This window comes from Sulfitobacter sediminivivens, from assembly GCF_042611115.2.
Taxonomy (GTDB): domain Bacteria; phylum Pseudomonadota; class Alphaproteobacteria; order Rhodobacterales; family Rhodobacteraceae; genus Sulfitobacter; species Sulfitobacter sediminivivens.
The window spans coordinates 107,412-125,234 of the sequence record NZ_JBHGAR020000009.1; the positions used below are offsets into that span (position 1 = coordinate 107,412).

General features: G+C 56.9%; 17 protein-coding genes. 2 read left to right on the forward strand and 15 right to left on the reverse strand.

The genetic code is table 11. The annotated features are described in order from the left end of the window. Window positions 1-20: 20 nt before the first annotated feature. The 3 genes from ACEWL3_RS11235 to ACEWL3_RS11245 form a co-directional block, all read right to left on the reverse strand. Window positions 21-728 carry an energy-coupling factor ABC transporter ATP-binding protein gene (locus tag ACEWL3_RS11235; protein ID WP_386182117.1) on the reverse strand — a complete coding sequence of 236 codons (708 nt, stop codon included), beginning with the start codon at window positions 726-728 and terminating at the stop codon, window positions 21-23. Next, a complete protein-coding gene (locus ACEWL3_RS11240; protein ID WP_386181534.1) occupies window positions 722-1,426 on the reverse strand; it encodes an ABC transporter permease in 705 nt (234 codons plus the stop codon). Before ACEWL3_RS11240 ends, ACEWL3_RS11235 begins: the two co-directional genes overlap by 7 nt. Before the next feature lie 184 nt (window positions 1,427-1,610). Further along, window positions 1,611-2,048: a MarR family winged helix-turn-helix transcriptional regulator gene (locus ACEWL3_RS11245; protein ID WP_386181530.1), complete on the reverse strand. Its 438-nt coding sequence runs from the start codon at window positions 2,046-2,048 to the stop codon at window positions 1,611-1,613. A 101-nt stretch (window positions 2,049-2,149) separates the two neighbouring features. Here ACEWL3_RS11245 and ACEWL3_RS11250 point away from each other — a divergent pair, with 101 nt between their 5' ends. Next, entirely contained in the window at window positions 2,150-4,030 is a 1,881-nt protein-coding gene (locus tag ACEWL3_RS11250; RefSeq protein ID WP_386181527.1) for an FAD-dependent monooxygenase, read from the forward strand. A gap of 79 nt (window positions 4,031-4,109) precedes the next feature. Here ACEWL3_RS11250 and ACEWL3_RS11255 read toward each other — a convergent pair whose 3' ends face one another. Both ACEWL3_RS11255 and ACEWL3_RS11260 read right to left on the reverse strand, forming a co-directional pair. Next, window positions 4,110-5,315: an MFS transporter gene (locus ACEWL3_RS11255; RefSeq protein ID WP_386181524.1), complete on the reverse strand. Its 1,206-nt coding sequence runs from the start codon at window positions 5,313-5,315 to the stop codon at window positions 4,110-4,112. A 276-nt stretch (window positions 5,316-5,591) separates the two neighbouring features. Next, window positions 5,592-6,629, reverse strand: a complete 1,038-nt coding sequence (locus ACEWL3_RS11260) for a pyridoxal-phosphate dependent enzyme (protein ID WP_386181521.1) — start codon at window positions 6,627-6,629, stop codon at window positions 5,592-5,594. A gap of 132 nt (window positions 6,630-6,761) precedes the next feature. Here ACEWL3_RS11260 and ACEWL3_RS11265 point away from each other — a divergent pair, with 132 nt between their 5' ends. Next, window positions 6,762-8,315, forward strand: a complete 1,554-nt coding sequence (locus ACEWL3_RS11265) for a trimethylamine methyltransferase family protein (protein WP_386181518.1) — start codon at window positions 6,762-6,764, stop codon at window positions 8,313-8,315. Between the two features lie 65 nt (window positions 8,316-8,380). On the opposite strand, the gene ACEWL3_RS11270 is transcribed toward ACEWL3_RS11265, so the two are convergent. The 10 genes from ACEWL3_RS11270 to ACEWL3_RS11315 all read right to left on the reverse strand — a co-directional run bounded on the left by ACEWL3_RS11270 (window position 8,381) and on the right by ACEWL3_RS11315 (window position 17,777). Continuing rightward, the gene (locus tag ACEWL3_RS11270) at window positions 8,381-8,953 is read right to left on the reverse strand and encodes a hypothetical protein (RefSeq protein ID WP_386181515.1); all 573 of its coding nucleotides are present in this window, start codon (window positions 8,951-8,953) and stop codon (window positions 8,381-8,383) included. After that, entirely contained in the window at window positions 8,953-11,193 is a 2,241-nt protein-coding gene (locus ACEWL3_RS11275) for a xanthine dehydrogenase family protein molybdopterin-binding subunit (protein ID WP_386181512.1), read from the reverse strand. The genes ACEWL3_RS11270 and ACEWL3_RS11275 overlap by 1 nt, the downstream gene beginning before the upstream one ends. A 3-nt stretch (window positions 11,194-11,196) precedes the next feature. Further along, entirely contained in the window at window positions 11,197-11,655 is a 459-nt protein-coding gene (locus ACEWL3_RS11280) for a (2Fe-2S)-binding protein (RefSeq protein WP_386181509.1), read from the reverse strand. A 154-nt stretch (window positions 11,656-11,809) separates the two neighbouring features. Continuing rightward, entirely contained in the window at window positions 11,810-11,935 is a 126-nt protein-coding gene (locus tag ACEWL3_RS11285; RefSeq protein WP_386181506.1) for a hypothetical protein, read from the reverse strand. A gap of 79 nt (window positions 11,936-12,014) precedes the next feature. Further along, a complete protein-coding gene (locus ACEWL3_RS11290) occupies window positions 12,015-13,127 on the reverse strand; it encodes an S-(hydroxymethyl)glutathione dehydrogenase/class III alcohol dehydrogenase (RefSeq protein WP_386182115.1) in 1,113 nt (370 codons plus the stop codon). 82 nt (window positions 13,128-13,209) lie between these two features. Then, window positions 13,210-13,509 carry a DUF4387 family protein gene (locus ACEWL3_RS11295; RefSeq protein ID WP_435000894.1) on the reverse strand — a complete coding sequence of 100 codons (300 nt, stop codon included), beginning with the start codon at window positions 13,507-13,509 and terminating at the stop codon, window positions 13,210-13,212. Beyond that, window positions 13,506-14,858, reverse strand: a complete 1,353-nt coding sequence (locus ACEWL3_RS11300; RefSeq protein ID WP_386181499.1) for an acyclic terpene utilization AtuA family protein — start codon at window positions 14,856-14,858, stop codon at window positions 13,506-13,508. The genes ACEWL3_RS11295 and ACEWL3_RS11300 overlap by 4 nt, the downstream gene beginning before the upstream one ends. Window positions 14,859-14,862: 4 nt before the next feature. Continuing rightward, on the reverse strand, window positions 14,863-16,368 hold the full coding sequence (locus ACEWL3_RS11305) for a tripartite tricarboxylate transporter permease (RefSeq protein ID WP_386181496.1): 1,506 nt from the start codon (window positions 16,366-16,368) through the stop codon (window positions 14,863-14,865). A 3-nt stretch (window positions 16,369-16,371) separates the two neighbouring features. Further along, window positions 16,372-16,809 (reverse strand): tripartite tricarboxylate transporter TctB family protein, encoded by a 438-nt coding sequence (locus tag ACEWL3_RS11310; protein WP_386181493.1) that lies wholly within the window; start codon window positions 16,807-16,809, stop codon window positions 16,372-16,374. After that, entirely contained in the window at window positions 16,809-17,777 is a 969-nt protein-coding gene (locus tag ACEWL3_RS11315) for a Bug family tripartite tricarboxylate transporter substrate binding protein (protein ID WP_386181489.1), read from the reverse strand. The genes ACEWL3_RS11310 and ACEWL3_RS11315 overlap by 1 nt, the downstream gene beginning before the upstream one ends. Window positions 17,778-17,823: the final 46 nt, after the last annotated feature.

Here is a 17,823-nt window from a genome sequence, read left to right on the forward strand (position 1 = left end):
GACGCCCAATTCGCCGCCCCCTATGTGACGATATCACCTCTGAGGAAGGCAGCCAAAGCGTCCGTTTTGGGGTTCGCAAAGGCCTGTGCCGCGGCACCGGTTTCGTGTATTTTACCATCGAGCATAAAGATCAGATCATCGGCAAGCCTGCGCGCCTGTCCCATATCATGGGTCGACATGACCAGCCGCGTGCCGGATGCAGCGGCCTCTTGCAAGAGCACCTCGATGTCGCGCGTTGCGTATCCGTCCAGATTGGCACAAGGCTCATCAAGAAACAGGACTTCGGGCTTGCAGACCAGCGCCCGGGCAATCGCGAGCTTTTGCCGCTCGCCGCCTGACAGCCGCCGCGCTGGAGTGTCTCTGAGCGGGTAGAGATTAATGCGTGCAAGCCAATGGTCCACTTCCGCACGGATGGCCGCCTTGGACAATTTTGCCAACCGCAGGGGATAGACGAGGTTTTCCGCAACGGACCGACGCATCACTATCGGAGATTGGAAAACAAAAGCATGTTTCGCCGGGTCGTTCTGTGCCCATGTCACCTCACCCGCGTTGATCCGTTCGATCCCATGCATCACGCGCAACAATGTGGTTTTACCAGACCCGTTTGGGCCAACGATAATGGTCGGCCCTTGCGGGTTCAGGATCAGGTCAACAGGGCCTATGACCCTCCTACCCTGCCGTCTGACGACAACCTGTTTCAGCTCAAGGGGGAACAGCACGGTCACCAGCGCCCCTCCCGTTCGGTTTGTGACAGGGTGTGTATCGTGATGTTCACCACAATCGCGATTCCAATCAGCACAAAGCCCAAACCCAGAGCCAACGCAAAGTCGCCCTTGCCTGTTTCCAGCGCAATTGCAGTGGTCAGAACGCGGGTCGCGTGGTCAATATTGCCGCCCACAATCATTATCGCCCCGACCTCTCCGATCGCGCGTCCGAACCCGGCCAGTGCAGCAGTCAACAGATTGCGGCGACCGTCCCGTACAAGGGTAAAAATCCGCTGACGCTTTGATGTATTCAGGGAAATCAGCAGATCGTGATATTCGGCCCAAAGTTCGCGCATCGACTGGTGGGCGATAGAGGCGATGACCGGAGTGATGATGATAACCTGTGCAATGATCATTGCCGTGGGTGTGAAAAGCAGGTTCAGAACACCAAAAGGCCCAGCCCGCGACAAAAGGATGTAGACCACAAGCCCGACAACAACCGGGGGCAGCCCCATCAACGCGTTGATCATGGAAATGACCAGACGGCGAAAGCGAAAGCGTTGCAGCGCTAGGTAGGTCCCAAGCGGAATTGCAATGACCGAGGCGATCACCAAAGCGGTCAGCGTCACGCGCAAAGATCTGAGACTGATCTCCCAAAGCTCAGCATCAAACGTGACAACCAGCCAGAACGCTGCCTTCAGGCCTTCCCATATCTCGATCATGCAGCCTTGAAACCCGTACCAATTATCAGAAAACAGAACGTCCAGCTTTCCTGCCCGGAAAACAAGTGGCAATCGATTGAAGTATGACCACTAAGTGGTGTGAGCGGACCCAAATTCTGGTGAAACATCTGCGATCTTAACCGTGATATCGGCGCAAGCGGCATCACCTGCACCGCCCCGACAGTCAGTGCTGATCGCGCAGGGTTCTTGTCATCAATTTCAAAAAGATGGCTTTTTCTTCTTCAGTCAAACCTTGCAGGATGTCCGCTTGCAGTGCACCCACAATAGGCCTGATCGCGGCGAGAAGTGCCGCGCCATCTGACGACAACCAAAGCCTGAAAGCGCGCCGATCGGTTTCGTCTGGCACCCTGCGGATCAGGTTCTTCTGCTCCAACCGTTTGACCACGCCACCAATCGTTGCACGATCATATTTAATACGTTTGGCCAAACTGGCCTGATCCAGGCCAGGGAAATTTCTCAAAGTGTCCATTGCGGCGAATTGCACCGAGGTCACGTCATGCCCTGCCTGTTTGATACGGTCCTGAAAGATAAACGCAGACTGTTGGTTAAGCCTGCGGATGAGGTGGCCGGGCATCTCAGTAAGAGTAATATCATCGGTCATTCAAACGGTCCGCGAATAAGTAAGTATACATATTATATTGACAGTCAGCACAGGCGTCCAGTATTTAGTATGTGTACTTACCAAAAACTGGGCGCTGCCGGATGCAATACCATTTGAATGGCTTTCGAAACGGTGATCCATCGGTCTCACCTCAGACAATACGTGCTGCATCGCCCCAAGGCACCGTTGATGTGCTGATCGTTGGCTGTGGCCCGGCTGGCCTCACATTGGCAGCACAGCTTGCCGCTTTTCCCGAAATTTCAACCCGCATCACCGAACGTAAACCCGGCCCGCTGGACGTGGGGCAGGCTGACGGTATTGCCTGCCGGTCAATCGAGATGTTCCAGGCTTTCGGGTTTGCCGAAAAAGTTCTGAAAGAAGCCTATTGGGTAAACGAAGTGGCGTTCTGGCGGCAAGATCAGGTTGGCAGCAGCCTGCACCGTGCCGACCGCATTCAGGATGTCGAAGACGACCTCTCGGAAATGCCGCATGTCATCCTAAATCAGGCAAGGGTGCATGACTTCTATCTGGAGATCATGCGGCAATCTCCGCACAGGTTGGAACCTGACTACAACCGGGAACTCGTTGAATTAACTAAAACCGACGATACAGAGTATCCGGTGTGCGCAACATTCAATTGCCTTGATGCAGAGGGCAGGACCGAAACCATCCGCACGCGTTACGTCGTGGGGTGTGATGGTGCCCGCAGTGCTGTCCGCAAATCATTAGGTCACGTGTTAAAGGGCGAAGCCGCACGACAGCTTTGGGGGGTGATGGATGTACTTGCGGTCACAGACTTTCCCGATATTCGTCTGAAATCCGCCATTCAGTCAGCGGATCACGGCAGCATTCTGATCATCCCCCGCGAAGGCGGCTATATGGTGCGGATGTACATCGAACTTGACGAATTGCACGGTGATGAACGCGTCGCAGATCGCAACGTTTCGCCGCAGATGCTGATCTCCAAGGCCCGCGATATCCTCTCACCCTATTCGCTTGATGTGAAAGAGGTTGCATGGTGGTCGGCCTATGAGATCGGACAACGGGTCTGTGACGCTTTTGATGATGTGCCCGACACAGAAAGACACCATCGCGCCCCCCGCATATTTATCGCCGGCGACGCCTGCCATACCCATAGCCCGAAGGCTGGACAGGGCATGAACGTCTCTATGGCCGATACGTTCAATCTGGGCTGGAAACTGGCCGCTGTTCTGCGTTTTCAGGCCGTACCGGGACTCTTGCACACGTATACGCAAGAGCGGCAGGTCAAAGCCAAGGAATTAATTGATTTCGACCGTGATATGGCCCGGCTGTTCAGCGCAAAGCCAAAAACCGCCGCAGAGGCCGAACAATTCCAGACGTATTTCAAGAAACACGGGCGGTATACCGCCGGGGTCGAGACGCGCTATGACCCCTCATTGATCACACGAACGGATCGGCATCAGCCCCTCGCCTCAGGCCTGAAAGTAGGAACGAGGTTCCATTCCGCCCCGGTGATCCGACTGGGCGACGGCAAACCCATGCATCTTGGTCACCTCCTCAAAGCCGACGGCAGATGGCGGTTGATCGCTTTTGCAGCGTCGGGTGATGTTGGACAGCCCGGAGGCGACATCGCAAATCTATGCACCTATCTGGCTGAGAACTCCGCCAGCCCTGTCTTGCGCTATACTGACAGGGGTGCCGATATCGACAGCGTCATAGACCTGCGCGCGGTGTTTCAGCCGCACCATCATGACATGGCACTTGAAACGCTGCCAAAGCTGCTCTTGCCGAACAAAGGCCAGTACGGATTGGTTGATTATGAAAAGGTCTATTGCCCAGATTTTAAATCGAGTCCCGACATATTTGACCATCGCGGCATTGATCGGCTGCGCGGTGCCCTGATCATCCTGCGCCCCGATCAATTTGTGGCATCGGTTCAACCTTTGACGGATTTAGAAGGCATCACAGAATTCTTTGGCGGGTTTATGATGACGGGATGAACCCTTCCCGAATGAAAACAGCAACATTCAGCCCCAGTCCAAGGGTCGATATGTTTGCATCCAAATGCCGTCACTTAGGTCAGGCAAACTTGGGTTTTTGGCTTTCTTGAATGGGCATGTGGATGATCGCGGCAAGAACACCGAACACGACGGCAGCCCACCACATCGGCGTGTAACTTTGGTAGATATCAAAAATGCGCCCACCCAGCCATGCACCTGTAAAGCTGCCCACCTGATGGCTAAAGAAAACCAAACCTGCCAACGTGGAAAGATATGTAAGCCCTTGCGTCTGGGCGACCAATCCCATCGTAAACGGAACCGTCGACAGCCACAGCAACCCCATGACAGCAGAGAAGACATAGATGGTGGTCGGCGACGCCGGCGTCAGAATAAAGACAACGATCACAATGGCCCGCGACAGATAGATGCCGGCCAACATGTTCTTTTTGGAATGATTTTGCCCGCTCCACCCGGCCAAAAGCGACCCGGCTATGTTGAAAAGCCCGATCAGGGCAAGCGACCACCCGCCCACAAGGATGGGCAAGCCCAGATCCGCAATATATGCAGGCAAATGCGTGCCAATAAACGCCACATGAAACCCACAGACGAAAAAGCCAAAGAACAGGCACAAATAGCTTCGGTCACGGAACGCAGTTTTGATTGCACTTCCGAATGCGCCAACACCCTGCGATGACGCTGTCAGCACTGAGACGCGAGACACAAAGATCAGAAACGGCAGAATGGCAAGAAAGCTGAGGCTGATGAGAATGATGGTCTGCTGCCAGCCAAAATAGTCGATCATCGCAGAGGTGGCAGGCGCTGCCGCGAACATCCCCAATGACGCGGCAGCCGTCCCAAGCCCCATGACAAAGCTGCGCTGCCTCGCCGTCACGACCTTGCTTAATGCGGCGATCACCACCGGGAACGAACATGCACCTGTGCCCATTCCGACAATGACGCCAGAAAATACAAATACCTGTGGAATCATAACTGATCCTCTGAGATAAAAGCCAAGCGCCGCACTTATCGCCCCAAACGCCAGAACGCGCGCAGTGCCGTATCTGTCCGCAGCCATGCCTGCAAAAGGTTGCGTAATGCCCCAGGCCAATGCCTGAATCGCGATGGACAGCGAAAAGACCTCCCTGCCCCATCCCAGTTCGGCTGACATCGGCCGCAGGAAAACCCCGAAGGTCGCGGAAAACCCAAAACCAAGGAATGCAATCATACAGCCGGCAAATATGGCGGCATTCAGCGTGGATTTGGAAAACTCTGTCGTCTCGTCCATTAAACCTCAATCCACGTTAGAAATGGCAATATTGGATCATTGGGCAGCATGCAGTTGATAGCAAGTGCCGATGTGAAAGACCCGTCGACGAGATCAGGACAATGTCGGACGGCCAACGTACTTTGCGGCGCTAAGTCCACGTTTTTCTGGACCTGCGATCTGATCTTGACGACCAGGCTGCGGTTCAGCGCTACATGTCACCTGATGCTTTGGGTCTCTATGCGGCCTAAGATGAGGCGGGCGTAACACAATTGCCGCTAAATCCCGCCATGGCGCTTATTCCGGTCCTTCGCTGAGTACGCAAAATGCCACAGATGTGCCATCAAGTCCCAGTTCCGCGCGCTGTGTCTCGGATAGCGAAAGCAGCCCCGCGATCCCCGCAGCGCCGGATGGTGTTGAAGGCAACCCCGCAACCATCGCTGTACCAGCCCCCGCCTGACCTTCACTTTCCGAGATCAACGCGAAGGCATCGGCATCCCGTGCCAGCCCTTTGAGCGCAATCAGGGACGGCATCTTGCAGTCCAGTCGGCCCATATCGCTGACCGGGCCGCTGCTTTCCACGGGGCACCCGGCGGCGACCGATCCGTGCAATGCCGGTGCGACCTCTGGCTCGACCACAATAATGCGCGGCCCGTCCCCCCAGACCTTGCGCACCAGTGCGGCACAGGCACCGGCCAGACCGCCGACGCCCGCCTGCAGAAAAATATGGGTCGGGGCCTGCGGCATCTGCGCAATCGCCTCGGCCATCAAGACCAGATAGCCTTCCATCAATCGGTGCGGACGCGCGGTGTATCCGGGCCATGAGCTGTCTGACAACAGCGCCCAACCCTGATCCTCCGCCGCCTGCATCGCGGCCGCCATCGACGCCTCATAGGTTGCGCCTTCGCGCACAACCGTGGCCCCCTGCTCTGCCAGACGCAGTGCAAAGGCCTCTGGCACCGTCTCAGCGATATACACAACCGACGCAGCACCAAAGGCCGCAGCCCCCGCAGCGACCGACATGCCGTGATTGCCCGCGCTGGCGGTCACATAAGTCTGCCCGCCCGCTTTTCCCTGCGATGCATCATGAGCGATGACGTAGGCGGCACCCAGAGCCTTGAAGCTACCAAGCCCCATGCGCCCGCGTTCATCTTTGATCCACACATGCGCCACACCCGCCTCAGTTGCAATCGCCTCTGCATCCATCAGCGGGGTTTCCGCCGCGACAGGACAGCGGGCGACCAAAGCTTGCGGGGCTGCGGTGTCGATTGACGGCAGAGGAATGTCATCCAATCCGGCAACAGGTACGGGGCGTTTTACATGTAGAATATCCATTCCTCACCCGACATCGCCGCGGCGCAACAGTCAAGCCTTTCGCGGCACAAACGGCATAAAACACTTCGCCTGCGGACAAGCATCAGTGTCGCCGATCTGCAATGGTCGGGGGACGTCTCAAAGGATCACATCATGTTGTCAGAAACCCCCGTCCGTGCCCGTTCAGGTGGCCGGGCCGCCCGTCACGCCCTGCGTGCCGTACCAAATGTCGAGATGCTGCCGGGGCTGCACAACAAGATCCCCACCTGCGAAATCATGACCGGATCACAGATCGAACGCATTGATGCGGCCTCTATGGATATCCTCGAAAACACCGGTGTCGTGTTTCGCGATGACATTGCGCTGGCCGATTGGAAGCGCGCCGGGGCCAAAGTGAAAGGCGAACGCGTCTATCTGGACCGCGCGCTGGTGCGCGATCTGATCGCCACGATCCCGGCTGCCTTCACCTACCACGCCCGCGACCCTGAAAAAAACGTCGCCCTTGGCGGCAACAAATGCATCTTTGTCCCGATGACCGGGGCCCCCTATCTGCGTGATCTTGAGGATGTGCGCCGCAATCCCACGCTTGATGATCTGGCGATGTTTCACAAACTGGCTCAGATGATGCCGGCGCTCCATTCATCAGCGCATCACATCGTGGAACCCTATGATCACCCGATCAGCCAACGCCATTTGCGCATCACCTACAGTTCGATGAAATATTCTGACAAGACCTTCATGGGCATGACCACCAGCCCGAAGAACGCCGAAGATGTGATTGAGATGTGCCAGATCCTGTTTGGGGCGGATTTCATTGACACGCATCCTGTGGTGACGGGCAATTGCAACGGCAACTCGCCACTGGTCTGGGACGAAACGATGCTCGGCGCAATGCGTGCGTTCAATAAGGCAAACCAGCCGGTGCTGTGCTCCCCCTTCGTGTTGGGCGGGGCAAACACGCCCGCATCTGTCGCGGCATCAGTGGCGCAGTTGAATGCAGAAGCACTCAGCGCGCTGGCTTACACACAGGTTGTGCGGCAAGGCTGTCCTGCGATCTACGGCCATTACCTTAGCACGGTCAGCATGAAATCCGGCGCACCCATGGCTGGAACACCCGAAATATCGCTCATGAATTTCATGGTCGGTCAGATGGCGCGGTTCTATGACGTTCCTTGGCGCACCTCAAATACGCTGGGCGGGGCCAAGACATTCGACGCGCAAGCGGGCTATGAAAGTGCGACGACCCTTTCTGCAGTCATGCACGCGGGGGCAAATTACATCTGGCATTCTGCGGGGTGGAATGAGGCCGGAATGCATTGCTCAGTTGCCAAATTCATGGTCGACGCCGAACAATGCGCGATGGCGTACCGTATGGCCCAGGGACCCAACTTTGATGACCTTGACGCGGCATTGGCCACCATTCCCGATGTAGGGCCGGGCGGGCACTATCTGGGTCATCCGCACACCCAAGAGAACTTTCAAACGGCCTATTTCATGCCAGAGCTTTTCGACAACAATTCCATCGAACAATGGCAGGCCGATGGATCGGTCGAGATTACCGAACGCGCCCTGAAGCAAGCCAGAAAGATGCTTAGCGAGTATCAGGAACCAACACTGGACGCGGCAAAGAACGAAGAACTGCTGGCCTACATCACCCGGCGTGAAATCGAAATCCCGGCCGCTGATGAATTGAACCAGAGCCATTAACGCCCTTCTTCCCCCTTCACCCTTTTCTTAGATACCTTGCGCGGCACCAGCACCAGGGGATGCCATCAGCCATCCAGGCAAGGCGTTCCTGCAGCCCCCCAGACATCCAGATCTTGCGCCAACTGCGTTGTGCTACCGGGTGGCACCGAACGCCCTGCACCGGGCGCGAAACCCCAGTTTACGAATTCGGAAGTCTTCACGTGGTCCATCAACTCGGCGACGCTGTTGCCATCATTGGTATCGGGGTTGCGCATCTGTGCACAAATCTCGGCGCTGGTTTTATCAAGCCACGACAGCTCAGCAGGCGGCAACCGCCAGGCTTCGTCGATATGCGGCGGCGCGTGCGGTACCGTGTTTTCGGAAGCACTGGTGACATGACAGGTGCGGCACGGCACACTTTCGGCACCAATGCGGCTTTCGTCAGCGCGCACGTTCATCCCGTGCACCCTGTCCTCGCCATATCCCAACCCGTTCCACATCGGCGCGCCCTGATCACCGACGTGGCAATTGGTGCAGCGCGGGTGGGACGCCACGGCAAAAACCCGGTCCCAAGCTGCCAGCCCTTCTTCACGGGTCACGGTCAAGTCCTGCGCGGCCAGAGGCTGCGCAATAAACATCACGGCAATAAGCATCCGCATCAGACAAACCTCACTGATTTTGACAGCGGCAGTTCCCTGATCCGCTGACCCGTTGCGGCAAAGATCGCATTGGCCAGCGCTGGTGCCGCCGGAGGGACGCCGGGCTCTCCGATCCCCCTGATCTTGACGCCATTTTCCAGCCCCCGCACTTCAATTTCTGGCGTCTGATAAAGGCGCATCCCCTCAAATGCATGGTAATTATCCTGCTGGGCGACGCCCCCCTGATAGGTCAGTTCACAGTTCATCGCATGCCCCAACCCCCAGATCACACCACCGCTCACCTGCGCTTCAAAGTTCACCGGATCAATAACCCGGCCCACATCAGCGGCCACAAATACCTTGTCGATGCGAATGCCTTTATCGGTGTCTGTCACCTCAACCACCTGTGCCACCGGCACACCAAAAGCCAGTGTAAACGCCAATCCACGCCCCCGGCGTGGTTCCAGTGCGCTGCCCCAGCCGGACATTTCGCCGACGGTCTCTAGCACCTTTTGTGAAGGTTCATGGAAACACAGACGCAGCCGTTCGGCCAAAGGGTCAACACCCGCCGCATGGCACATCTCATCCATGAAACTCTCGTGCAAAAACCCATTGCCCGAGGCCCCGACCGATCGCCAGGATGAGATCGGCACCATCGCCGGCACCCGGTATCCGGTCACCCTATAATTGGGAATGTCGAACGGCTGGTCCCAGGCACCCGCGACAATCGCCACGTCCGGCCCAATCGCGGGTTGACCCAGCCGGGCCAACGACGATTCCGCTACAGACGGTGCCGCGATGCTCAGATCAAAGGTATCAACTGAACCGCCCCTCACCTTGCCACGCCCACGCGCGATGGCCAGAGGTCGGGGGAAATCGTGGGTGAAATCCTCTTCGCGGGTCCAGACCATCTTGATCGGCGTGTCGGGCAGTTGCATGGCGATCTCGACCGCCTGCAAAACATAGTCATCTTCAAGCCGCCGCCCAAAGCTGCCGCCAGACATCAAAACATGCACATGAACCGCGTCTGCATCAAACCCTGCCAGCTTTGCCGCATTGTCCTGCATAAATCGCGGTATTTGCGTACCGGTCCAAATGTCGAGCCGCGCATCTGACAGGCGCACCAACACTGACATTGGTTCCAGGGGCGCATGGGCTAGATAGGGTATGCGGTACTCGGCCTCAAATATCTCGCCTTCACGAAATGCCTCCTCAACGTCGCCCAGATCCTTGAACCGACTGTCTTTGAAATCATCTTCAAAAGACGCTGCGACCGCTTCAAACTGTGCTTTTGTATCGCTTAAGTATGGCGACGGGCCCCAATCGCATTCCACTGCCAACGCCGCCTGGAACGCACGCCATGTGTTGTCGGCGACAACCGCAATACCGCCTTTGATCGGCAAGATCGCCTGCACGCCGCGCATCTTGTCCGCGACGCTTGAATCAAAGCCCAACATACCGCCACCAATCGCCGGGTTGGTGCGCGTGGTTGCATAGACCATCCCTTCCATCACCATATCAATGCCATAGGTTTGCATGCCCGTAGACTTGGCCAGAATATCCGTACGCATCTGCGGTTTCCCCAGATACTTCCATGTCGCAGGATCGCGTAGAGTGACGTCCTGAACCGGCTCAATCTCTGCGGCAGTGGCGGCCAGATCGACATAGTCTAACCGTGTGCCATCAGGCAGAACAACAGCCCCCATGTCGGTCTTTAACTGCGCGCGCGGCAAGCCCGTTTGCTCAACTGCCGCCGAAATCAACGTCTCGCGTGCCACCGCCCCGGCGGTGCGCAATCTCTCATACATATCGGGAACTGTTGACGACCCACCCGTAATCTGCAGACCCAGAAGCTTGCCCAGAACATCCGCCGCCCCGCGCCCGGTGCGCGCCAGAACCGTTTCAGATGTTGCCGCAATCGGCATGGCCTCTGCCCCGACAACCCCGTTGTAATAAGCGGCACTTGGCGGGCCGGGATCAATACGCACGGTCGCGAGGTCGACATCCATTTCCTCGGCAATCAGATGCGCCTGAATTGAATAGGCCCCCTGCCCCACATCGGCCCGCGGCGTGATCAACGTGACCCCCTGCGCGTCAATTTTAACAAACGGATTAAAGGTTGCTTCACCTGCTTTGATATCCACCAGCAGCGGGTTCGCGACGTCGCGCTTGTACATATAGGTGCCAAAGGCCACACCGCCGACAACAGCGGCAGACCCGACCAGAAAACTGCGCCGCGCGATGGTCTTGATGCGCCCCATACCTCAAGCCCCCTGCAATTTGGCCGCAGCCGTCTTGACCGCTGCGCGAACACGCGGATAGGTCCCACAGCGGCATAAATTGCCGCTCATCGCGGCATCAATCTGATCATCGGTTGGGGCAGGGTTCAGGTCTAGAAAGGATGCCGCCTGCATGATCTGGCCTGACTGACAGTATCCACATTGCGCAACCTGATGTTCCACCCATGCGGCCTGCACAATGTGCAGGGCCTCAGGCGTGCCAAGTCCCTCGATGGTTGTGACCTCACCGTCCAGATCACCCACCGCCAATTGGCACGATCGCACGGCAACCCCATCGACATGCACGGTGCACGCCCCGCATTGCGCGATACCGCACCCATACTTTGGTCCGGTAATCCCGACGACATCCCGCAGCACCCAAAGCAGCGGCATGTCATCCTCGATATCAACCTGATGATCGGTTCCGTTGACAGTGATCTGCATGTGCGTCGCTCCGGTCAGATGAACTATGGGTTGAAATTAGCGCACAACTTACGACTGTAAAGACCGGATACCGGATGCAACACTACCGTGGCGGCAGTTGGCTTAGCTCACTGCCTTTGCCGATCAGAGAAACCGCGCGCCCAATAAGCAATCCTCAAACCGGCGCGCCGATATCAAGAAGGCTGATCCCGAATGCAATGGCCAACAATGAGACAATCGCGGCCTCACGGTATGCTGGCTGGACAAACGCGGCTTTGGTCTGTCCGGCCAGTACATTCACCAATGATTGCCCGCAAGGCTGGCGACTGCCACGACAAGACCCGTGGCGATGTTTGGCATCAGCGGCAACGCAGAGTGGCTCAGAATTCGACCACGGCGCGGATCGACTTGCCCTGATGCATCAGATCAAAACCATGGTTGATCTCGTCCAGTGTCAGTTTGTGGGTGATCATCGGGTCGATCTCGATTTTGCCGTCCATGTACCAGTCGACAATCTTGGGTACATCTGTGCGTCCCTTGGCCCCGCCAAACGCCGTCCCGCGCCAGACCCGGCCGGTGACCAGCTGGAAGGGCCGCGTGGAAATCTCGGCACCCGCGGGCGCAACACCGATGATGATGCTTTCGCCCCAGCCCTTGTGCGCGGCTTCCAATGCTGTGCGCATCACTTGGGTATTGCCGGTCGCATCAAAGGTGTAGTCCGCACCGCCCTTTGTCAGGTCCACCAGATGCGCCACCAGATCGCCCTCGACGTTCTTGGGGTTCACAAAATCGGTCATTCCGAAATAGCGCCCGACCTCTTCCTTGTCGTCGTTCAGATCGACACCGACGACCTGATCGGCCCCGGCCAAACGCAGCCCCTGAATGACGTTCAGCCCGATACCGCCCAGACCAAACACCACGCAGCGCGCGCCGATCTCGACCTTGGCGGTGTTGATTACCGCACCGATGCCCGTGGTCACCCCGCAACCGATATAGCAGATCTTGTCAAACGGCGCGTCTTTGCGGACCTTGGCCAGCGCAATCTCGGGTACCACCGTGTGATTGGCGAAGGTCGAGCAACCCATGTAATGGTAGATCGGGGTGCCATCCAGCATCGAAAACCGCGTGGTGCCGTCGGGCAAGAGGCCCTGACCTTGGGTGATGCGGATCTTCTGGCACAGGTTGGTCTTGCCGCTCAAACAATACTCGCATTCGCGACACTCGGGCGTGTAGAGCGGGATCACGTGATCGCCCGGTTCCAGCGTGGTCACGCCCTCGCCCACTTCCAGCACGACGCCAGCGCCCTCATGACCCAGAATAGCCGGGAATATCCCCTCCGGGTCGTCGCCCGAGCGGGTGAATTCGTCGGTGTGACAAAGGCCCGTGGCCTTGATCTCAACCAAAACCTCACCGCGCCTTGGCCCTTCGAGGTTCACTTCCATGATCTCAAGCGGTTGGCCTGCGGCAACGGCAACAGCGGCGCGGGTTTTCATCATGGCGGTATCCTTTGGTTGGGTATTTTCATCCGAAAAGGCCTGAGACGCTGCAACTTGTCAAGGCATGCGGGGCGGGTCTTCAGAGGTTCATTTCCGCGATCAGCGCTGCCCAGGATGCGCCGTGCATATCACGATCCTTAATCGATCCCTGGATCGTCGGGCGCGGCAGGCTGATCTTGATGACATTCAAGGAAGGAATATCAAAACGTTTGATATCTTGAGTGTTGGCCCCCAAAACTTGTGCAATTTTCTGCGTCTTGAGCTGCCCCAGCACTTCTTGATATGCCGCTTCCGAGCCGCAAAAGATGTCGATGGTCAGCCAGAAAGGGCCAGCATTCTTGGACCGTACCTTTTGCACAAGAGCGCCAAGCGTTGTCATATGTCCAGCACCTCAAGCGCAAAGGCCTGCATCGGGTCATCCAGCGTTAACACATGGTTGAGCGCAAATTCATAGGTCTGACCGCGCGGCATTTCGGCGGGTGAAAACAGGAAAGCAAAGGTCGGCTGTTCCTCATCGGCCGTCAGCGGATGATGCAGCATATAGGGGTTCAAAAGCTTGCCGATTTCCATCGACAGCGCATCCGTCGGGGCGGTCACAATCCCGACCACACCAATTTCTGTCGGCGTTGTCATACGGCTTTCCAACTCACCAAAGCTGGCGGACTGGCCCATCAGACGCAGTTCAATGTTGAAATCCTGCACCGAAAGACCAAGCCGCTCACAGGTTTTGGCAGTGCATTTCGCCTCAATATCTGCTGCCCATTCTGCCGCGTGTGCCACATATCGCGCATCGCGCAGGATCGCCATCAGCACGGTTTGAAACCCCACCGGGCGCGCGCCTTCAAGCTTGACGGTATACTGATCCGAAGGGACCCATTTTGACCCGGTCACCCGAACCCTTGTGTCATCAAGCGCGGTGTACCGCGCGTCTGTTACATCAAGATGCCCGCCCGGTTCAAACAGGATGAAAGGATCGGAATTTTCATAAAGCATATGCGCCGAGACCGTATGCGGGCTGGCGTGCGCGCCATCTGCCAGCGGCGTCACGGTGAAGCCCGCATTGTCGAAATCGACCAGGATCACACCCGATTGTGGGTTGGTTGCACAAAGCGCACCACATTCGCCGATCTTGGCACCGTGCCACGCGGCACCGGCGTCACAGCCCTCCATCAGAGGCAAAGCGGCAATGATGGCAGTATCCGTGGTGCGGCCCGCGATGATGATATCCGCGTCTGTCTCAAGCGCTGCTGCGATCTGTTCGGCCCCGGCAAGGGCAACGATGTTGGAACACCTATCGATCGTTTCTTCGGAAATCTCGGGGGCGTTGGACAGTGGCGTAATCTGGCCCGCCGCCAGCGCGCGCACCATGTCGTCAGGATTTTGTTGTGAACGCAGCACCGCAATCTTGAGCGGCCTGCCCTGCTCTGCTGCGATCTCTCGGGTGATGTCCAACATCCAGTCGACCGCTGCATCTGCACCGCATGTGCCCGCTGTGCCAATCACCAGGGGGCATCCCGCCTGCGCCCGCGCCTCCATCAAACCGGCCCATTCAACCTTGGTCGAGGCGCGGGCATATTTTGACACGGCGCGCCCCAGATAGGATGGTCCGCTGTCAGTGGAGCCCCCATCAATCGCGATGATGTCGGGCCGCGCGTCGATCCCCCGTTGCAGGGCGATTTTGTCATAATTTAGGCCCAGCGCGCCTGAAGGGATCAACACCCGCACCATCAGATCAATCCGTCACGGCCTGTGGTTTCCTGAGAATATTGCGCATGAACATTGGGGCCACAAATCCCGCGATTGCGAATATCCAAAGACCGATGGAGATCGGCGAGGACCACAGGAACATCGCATCTCCATCCGACAAAACCATCGCGCGGCGTAGCGCATTTTCCATGTTGCCGCCCAGCAGAATGCCCAAGATCACCGGCACTGTAGGAATATCCAGCTTGCGCAGCACATATCCAAGTGCCCCGAAACCAACCATCAACAACAGGTCGAAATAGCTCCCTGAAAGCGAATAGATGCCAACAAAGCTGATCATCGTCACACCCGGCAAAAGCACCCACGCAGGCACCATCAGGATTTTCACGAAAATCTTGACCATTGGCACGTTCATCAACAGCAGCACCACGTTGGCAATCAACAGCGAAGCGATCAGCCCCCAAACGACCTCAGGATTATCGGTAAAGAGCGTCGGCCCCGGCGTGATGTTCAGCGTCATCAAAAGTGCCAGCAACACGGCCGTTGTACCGGACCCCGGCACCCCTAAGGTCAGCATCGGTATCAGTGCACCACCCGCAGCGGCGTTATTGCCCGCTTCCGGTGCGGCAACACCTTTTGGCACGCCTGTCCCAAAACCGCCCTTTTTACCTGCAATGGATTTTTCGGACATATAGGCCATGAATGAGCCCAGCGATGCCCCCGCCCCCGGCAGAATACCCGCGATAAAGCCAACACCGGACGCCCGCAGCATCGTCCATTTGGTTTCCTTGATGTCCTTCCAGGGGATACCGACCTTATCGAGCTTCACGCCAATGGAAGACCCCTTACCGTGGCTTTCAATAAAAAAGAACACCTCAGCAATGGCAAAGAGGCCGACAATGGCCACCAGAAAATCAATACCGTCCATCAGGTGTAGATTGCCCCCCGTCAGGCGCGGCATGCCGGAGTTATTATCGACACCGATCATCGCAATGCCAAGGCCAAGGCAGGATGCAATCGCCGACTTTGCCTGATTGTTTGATGCCATGCCACCCAGCGTGCAAAACGCCAGCAGATAGAGTGCGAAATATTCCGCAGGGCCAAAGAAATAAGCAACCCGAGCCAGCATCGGGGCCAGCAGCATCAGACCGACAGTCGCGAGAAACGCCCCCACAAACGACGCCACACCGGAAAGCACCAGCGCATCGCCGGCGCGTCCGGCCTTGGCCATCGGATAGCCATCAAGCGTGGTCATCAACGCCGGTTCATCACCGGGAATATTGAGCAAAATTGAACTGATCCGCCCGCCATACATCGCGCCGTAGTAGACGGATGTCATCAGAACCAAAGCCGATGTCGCATCAAGGCCCAGTGTAAAGGTAATCGGGATCAGGATCGCAACACCGTTTGAAGGTCCCAGCCCCGGCAAGGCCCCAATAATCGTGCCCAAAAAACAGCCAACAATCGCCAGCATGAGAGTGAAGGGCGAAAGGGCAACACCAAAGCCCAGCGCGAGATTTGAAAAGAGTTCCATGGTCTAAAACCAGCCCTTCGGGAAGGCGACAAGACCCAGACCCAATGCAAATTTGAAAAGAATGAAAAGCCCGACCGACAAACCAACACCCGCCAGCGCGGCGGAGGCCGGTCGCGGTGAAATCTGATAGCTCAGGATACCAGCGGCTAACACCGTTGGGATTATGAACCCAAACGGTTTTAGGGAATATGCATAAATGACCAGCACAACCACCGCGATGAGCAAAGAGAGAAATGTCTTGGCCGCCGGCCAATCCGGATCAGGATCAGGGCGCAGGATCATCACAAGCGCGCAAATGACGGCGACACCACCGATCAGCAGAGGGAAGGCCTTTGGCCCCACGGGATCGGCAAGAAAGCTGGTCTGAATCTTTGTCGCGCTGGCCATGTAAGCCAGCGCGATGAACAAGGTGACCAGACCGAAAATCCGGTCAGAAGCCATTACTGGATTACTCCCAGTTCTTTGGACATGGTGTTGATATCGGCAATCAATCCGTCAACATAGGACTGGAAATCGCCACCAACTTTGGTGAACGGCGCAAGGCCATTGGCCTCCATCGCGGCTTTCCATTCGTCGCTATCCGCAACCTGTTGCAGCTTGCCAGCCCATTCTTCGAACTTTTCGTCAGAGATGCCTTTGGGTACATAAAGACCACGCCAGTTGACCGCGACCACGTCAAAGCCTTGCTCTTTTGCAGTTGGGATGTCTTCAAAGCCCGGTACACGCTCTTCTGTCAGAACCGCAATGACCCGTACTTCACCTGATTTTACAAACCCGACAACCTCGGACATATCACCTGTCATGGCTTGGGTGAACCCGCCGACGGTCTGCGTAATTGCGTCCGCGCCGCCGTCAACACCGATGTATTTGATGGACTTGATGTCGGTGAAGCCGGCTTTTTGGAGGATCATCAAAGGTTTCATGTGGTCAAAACCACCAACTGCTGAACCACCCGCAAATGCAACCGATGACGGATCGGCTTTGATCATGTCAACCATGTCAGTGAGATTCTGTATCGGGCTATCCTTACCTACGACAATGACCCCCGGATCGGCACCGATGGCACCCACAAAGCGTACCTGATCTGCTGTCATCCCTGCATAGGCATTCTGCGCCAGACGCGTGGTTGTCGCAGATGATGCCGCGATGATCAGATCGGCATTGTCGTTCTGTTCATTGACCACATGGCTGAACGCCAGACCGCCGCCAGCACCGGCCATGTTGGTGACCTGAACAGGCTGATCAACAGCGCCGATGTCAAACATGATCTTGCCAATCTGACGGCAGGTGAAATCCCAGCCACCACCGGGGTTAGCAGGCGCAATGCACTCTGCCGCTGTTACGGCGGTACCTGAACCTGTTGCCAATACGGCGCTCGTAATCAGCGCTTTGAAAAAGTGATGTTTCATGAATGTCCTCCCAGACTTTTCTTTTATAGGTTTTTTCCGGCAGTCC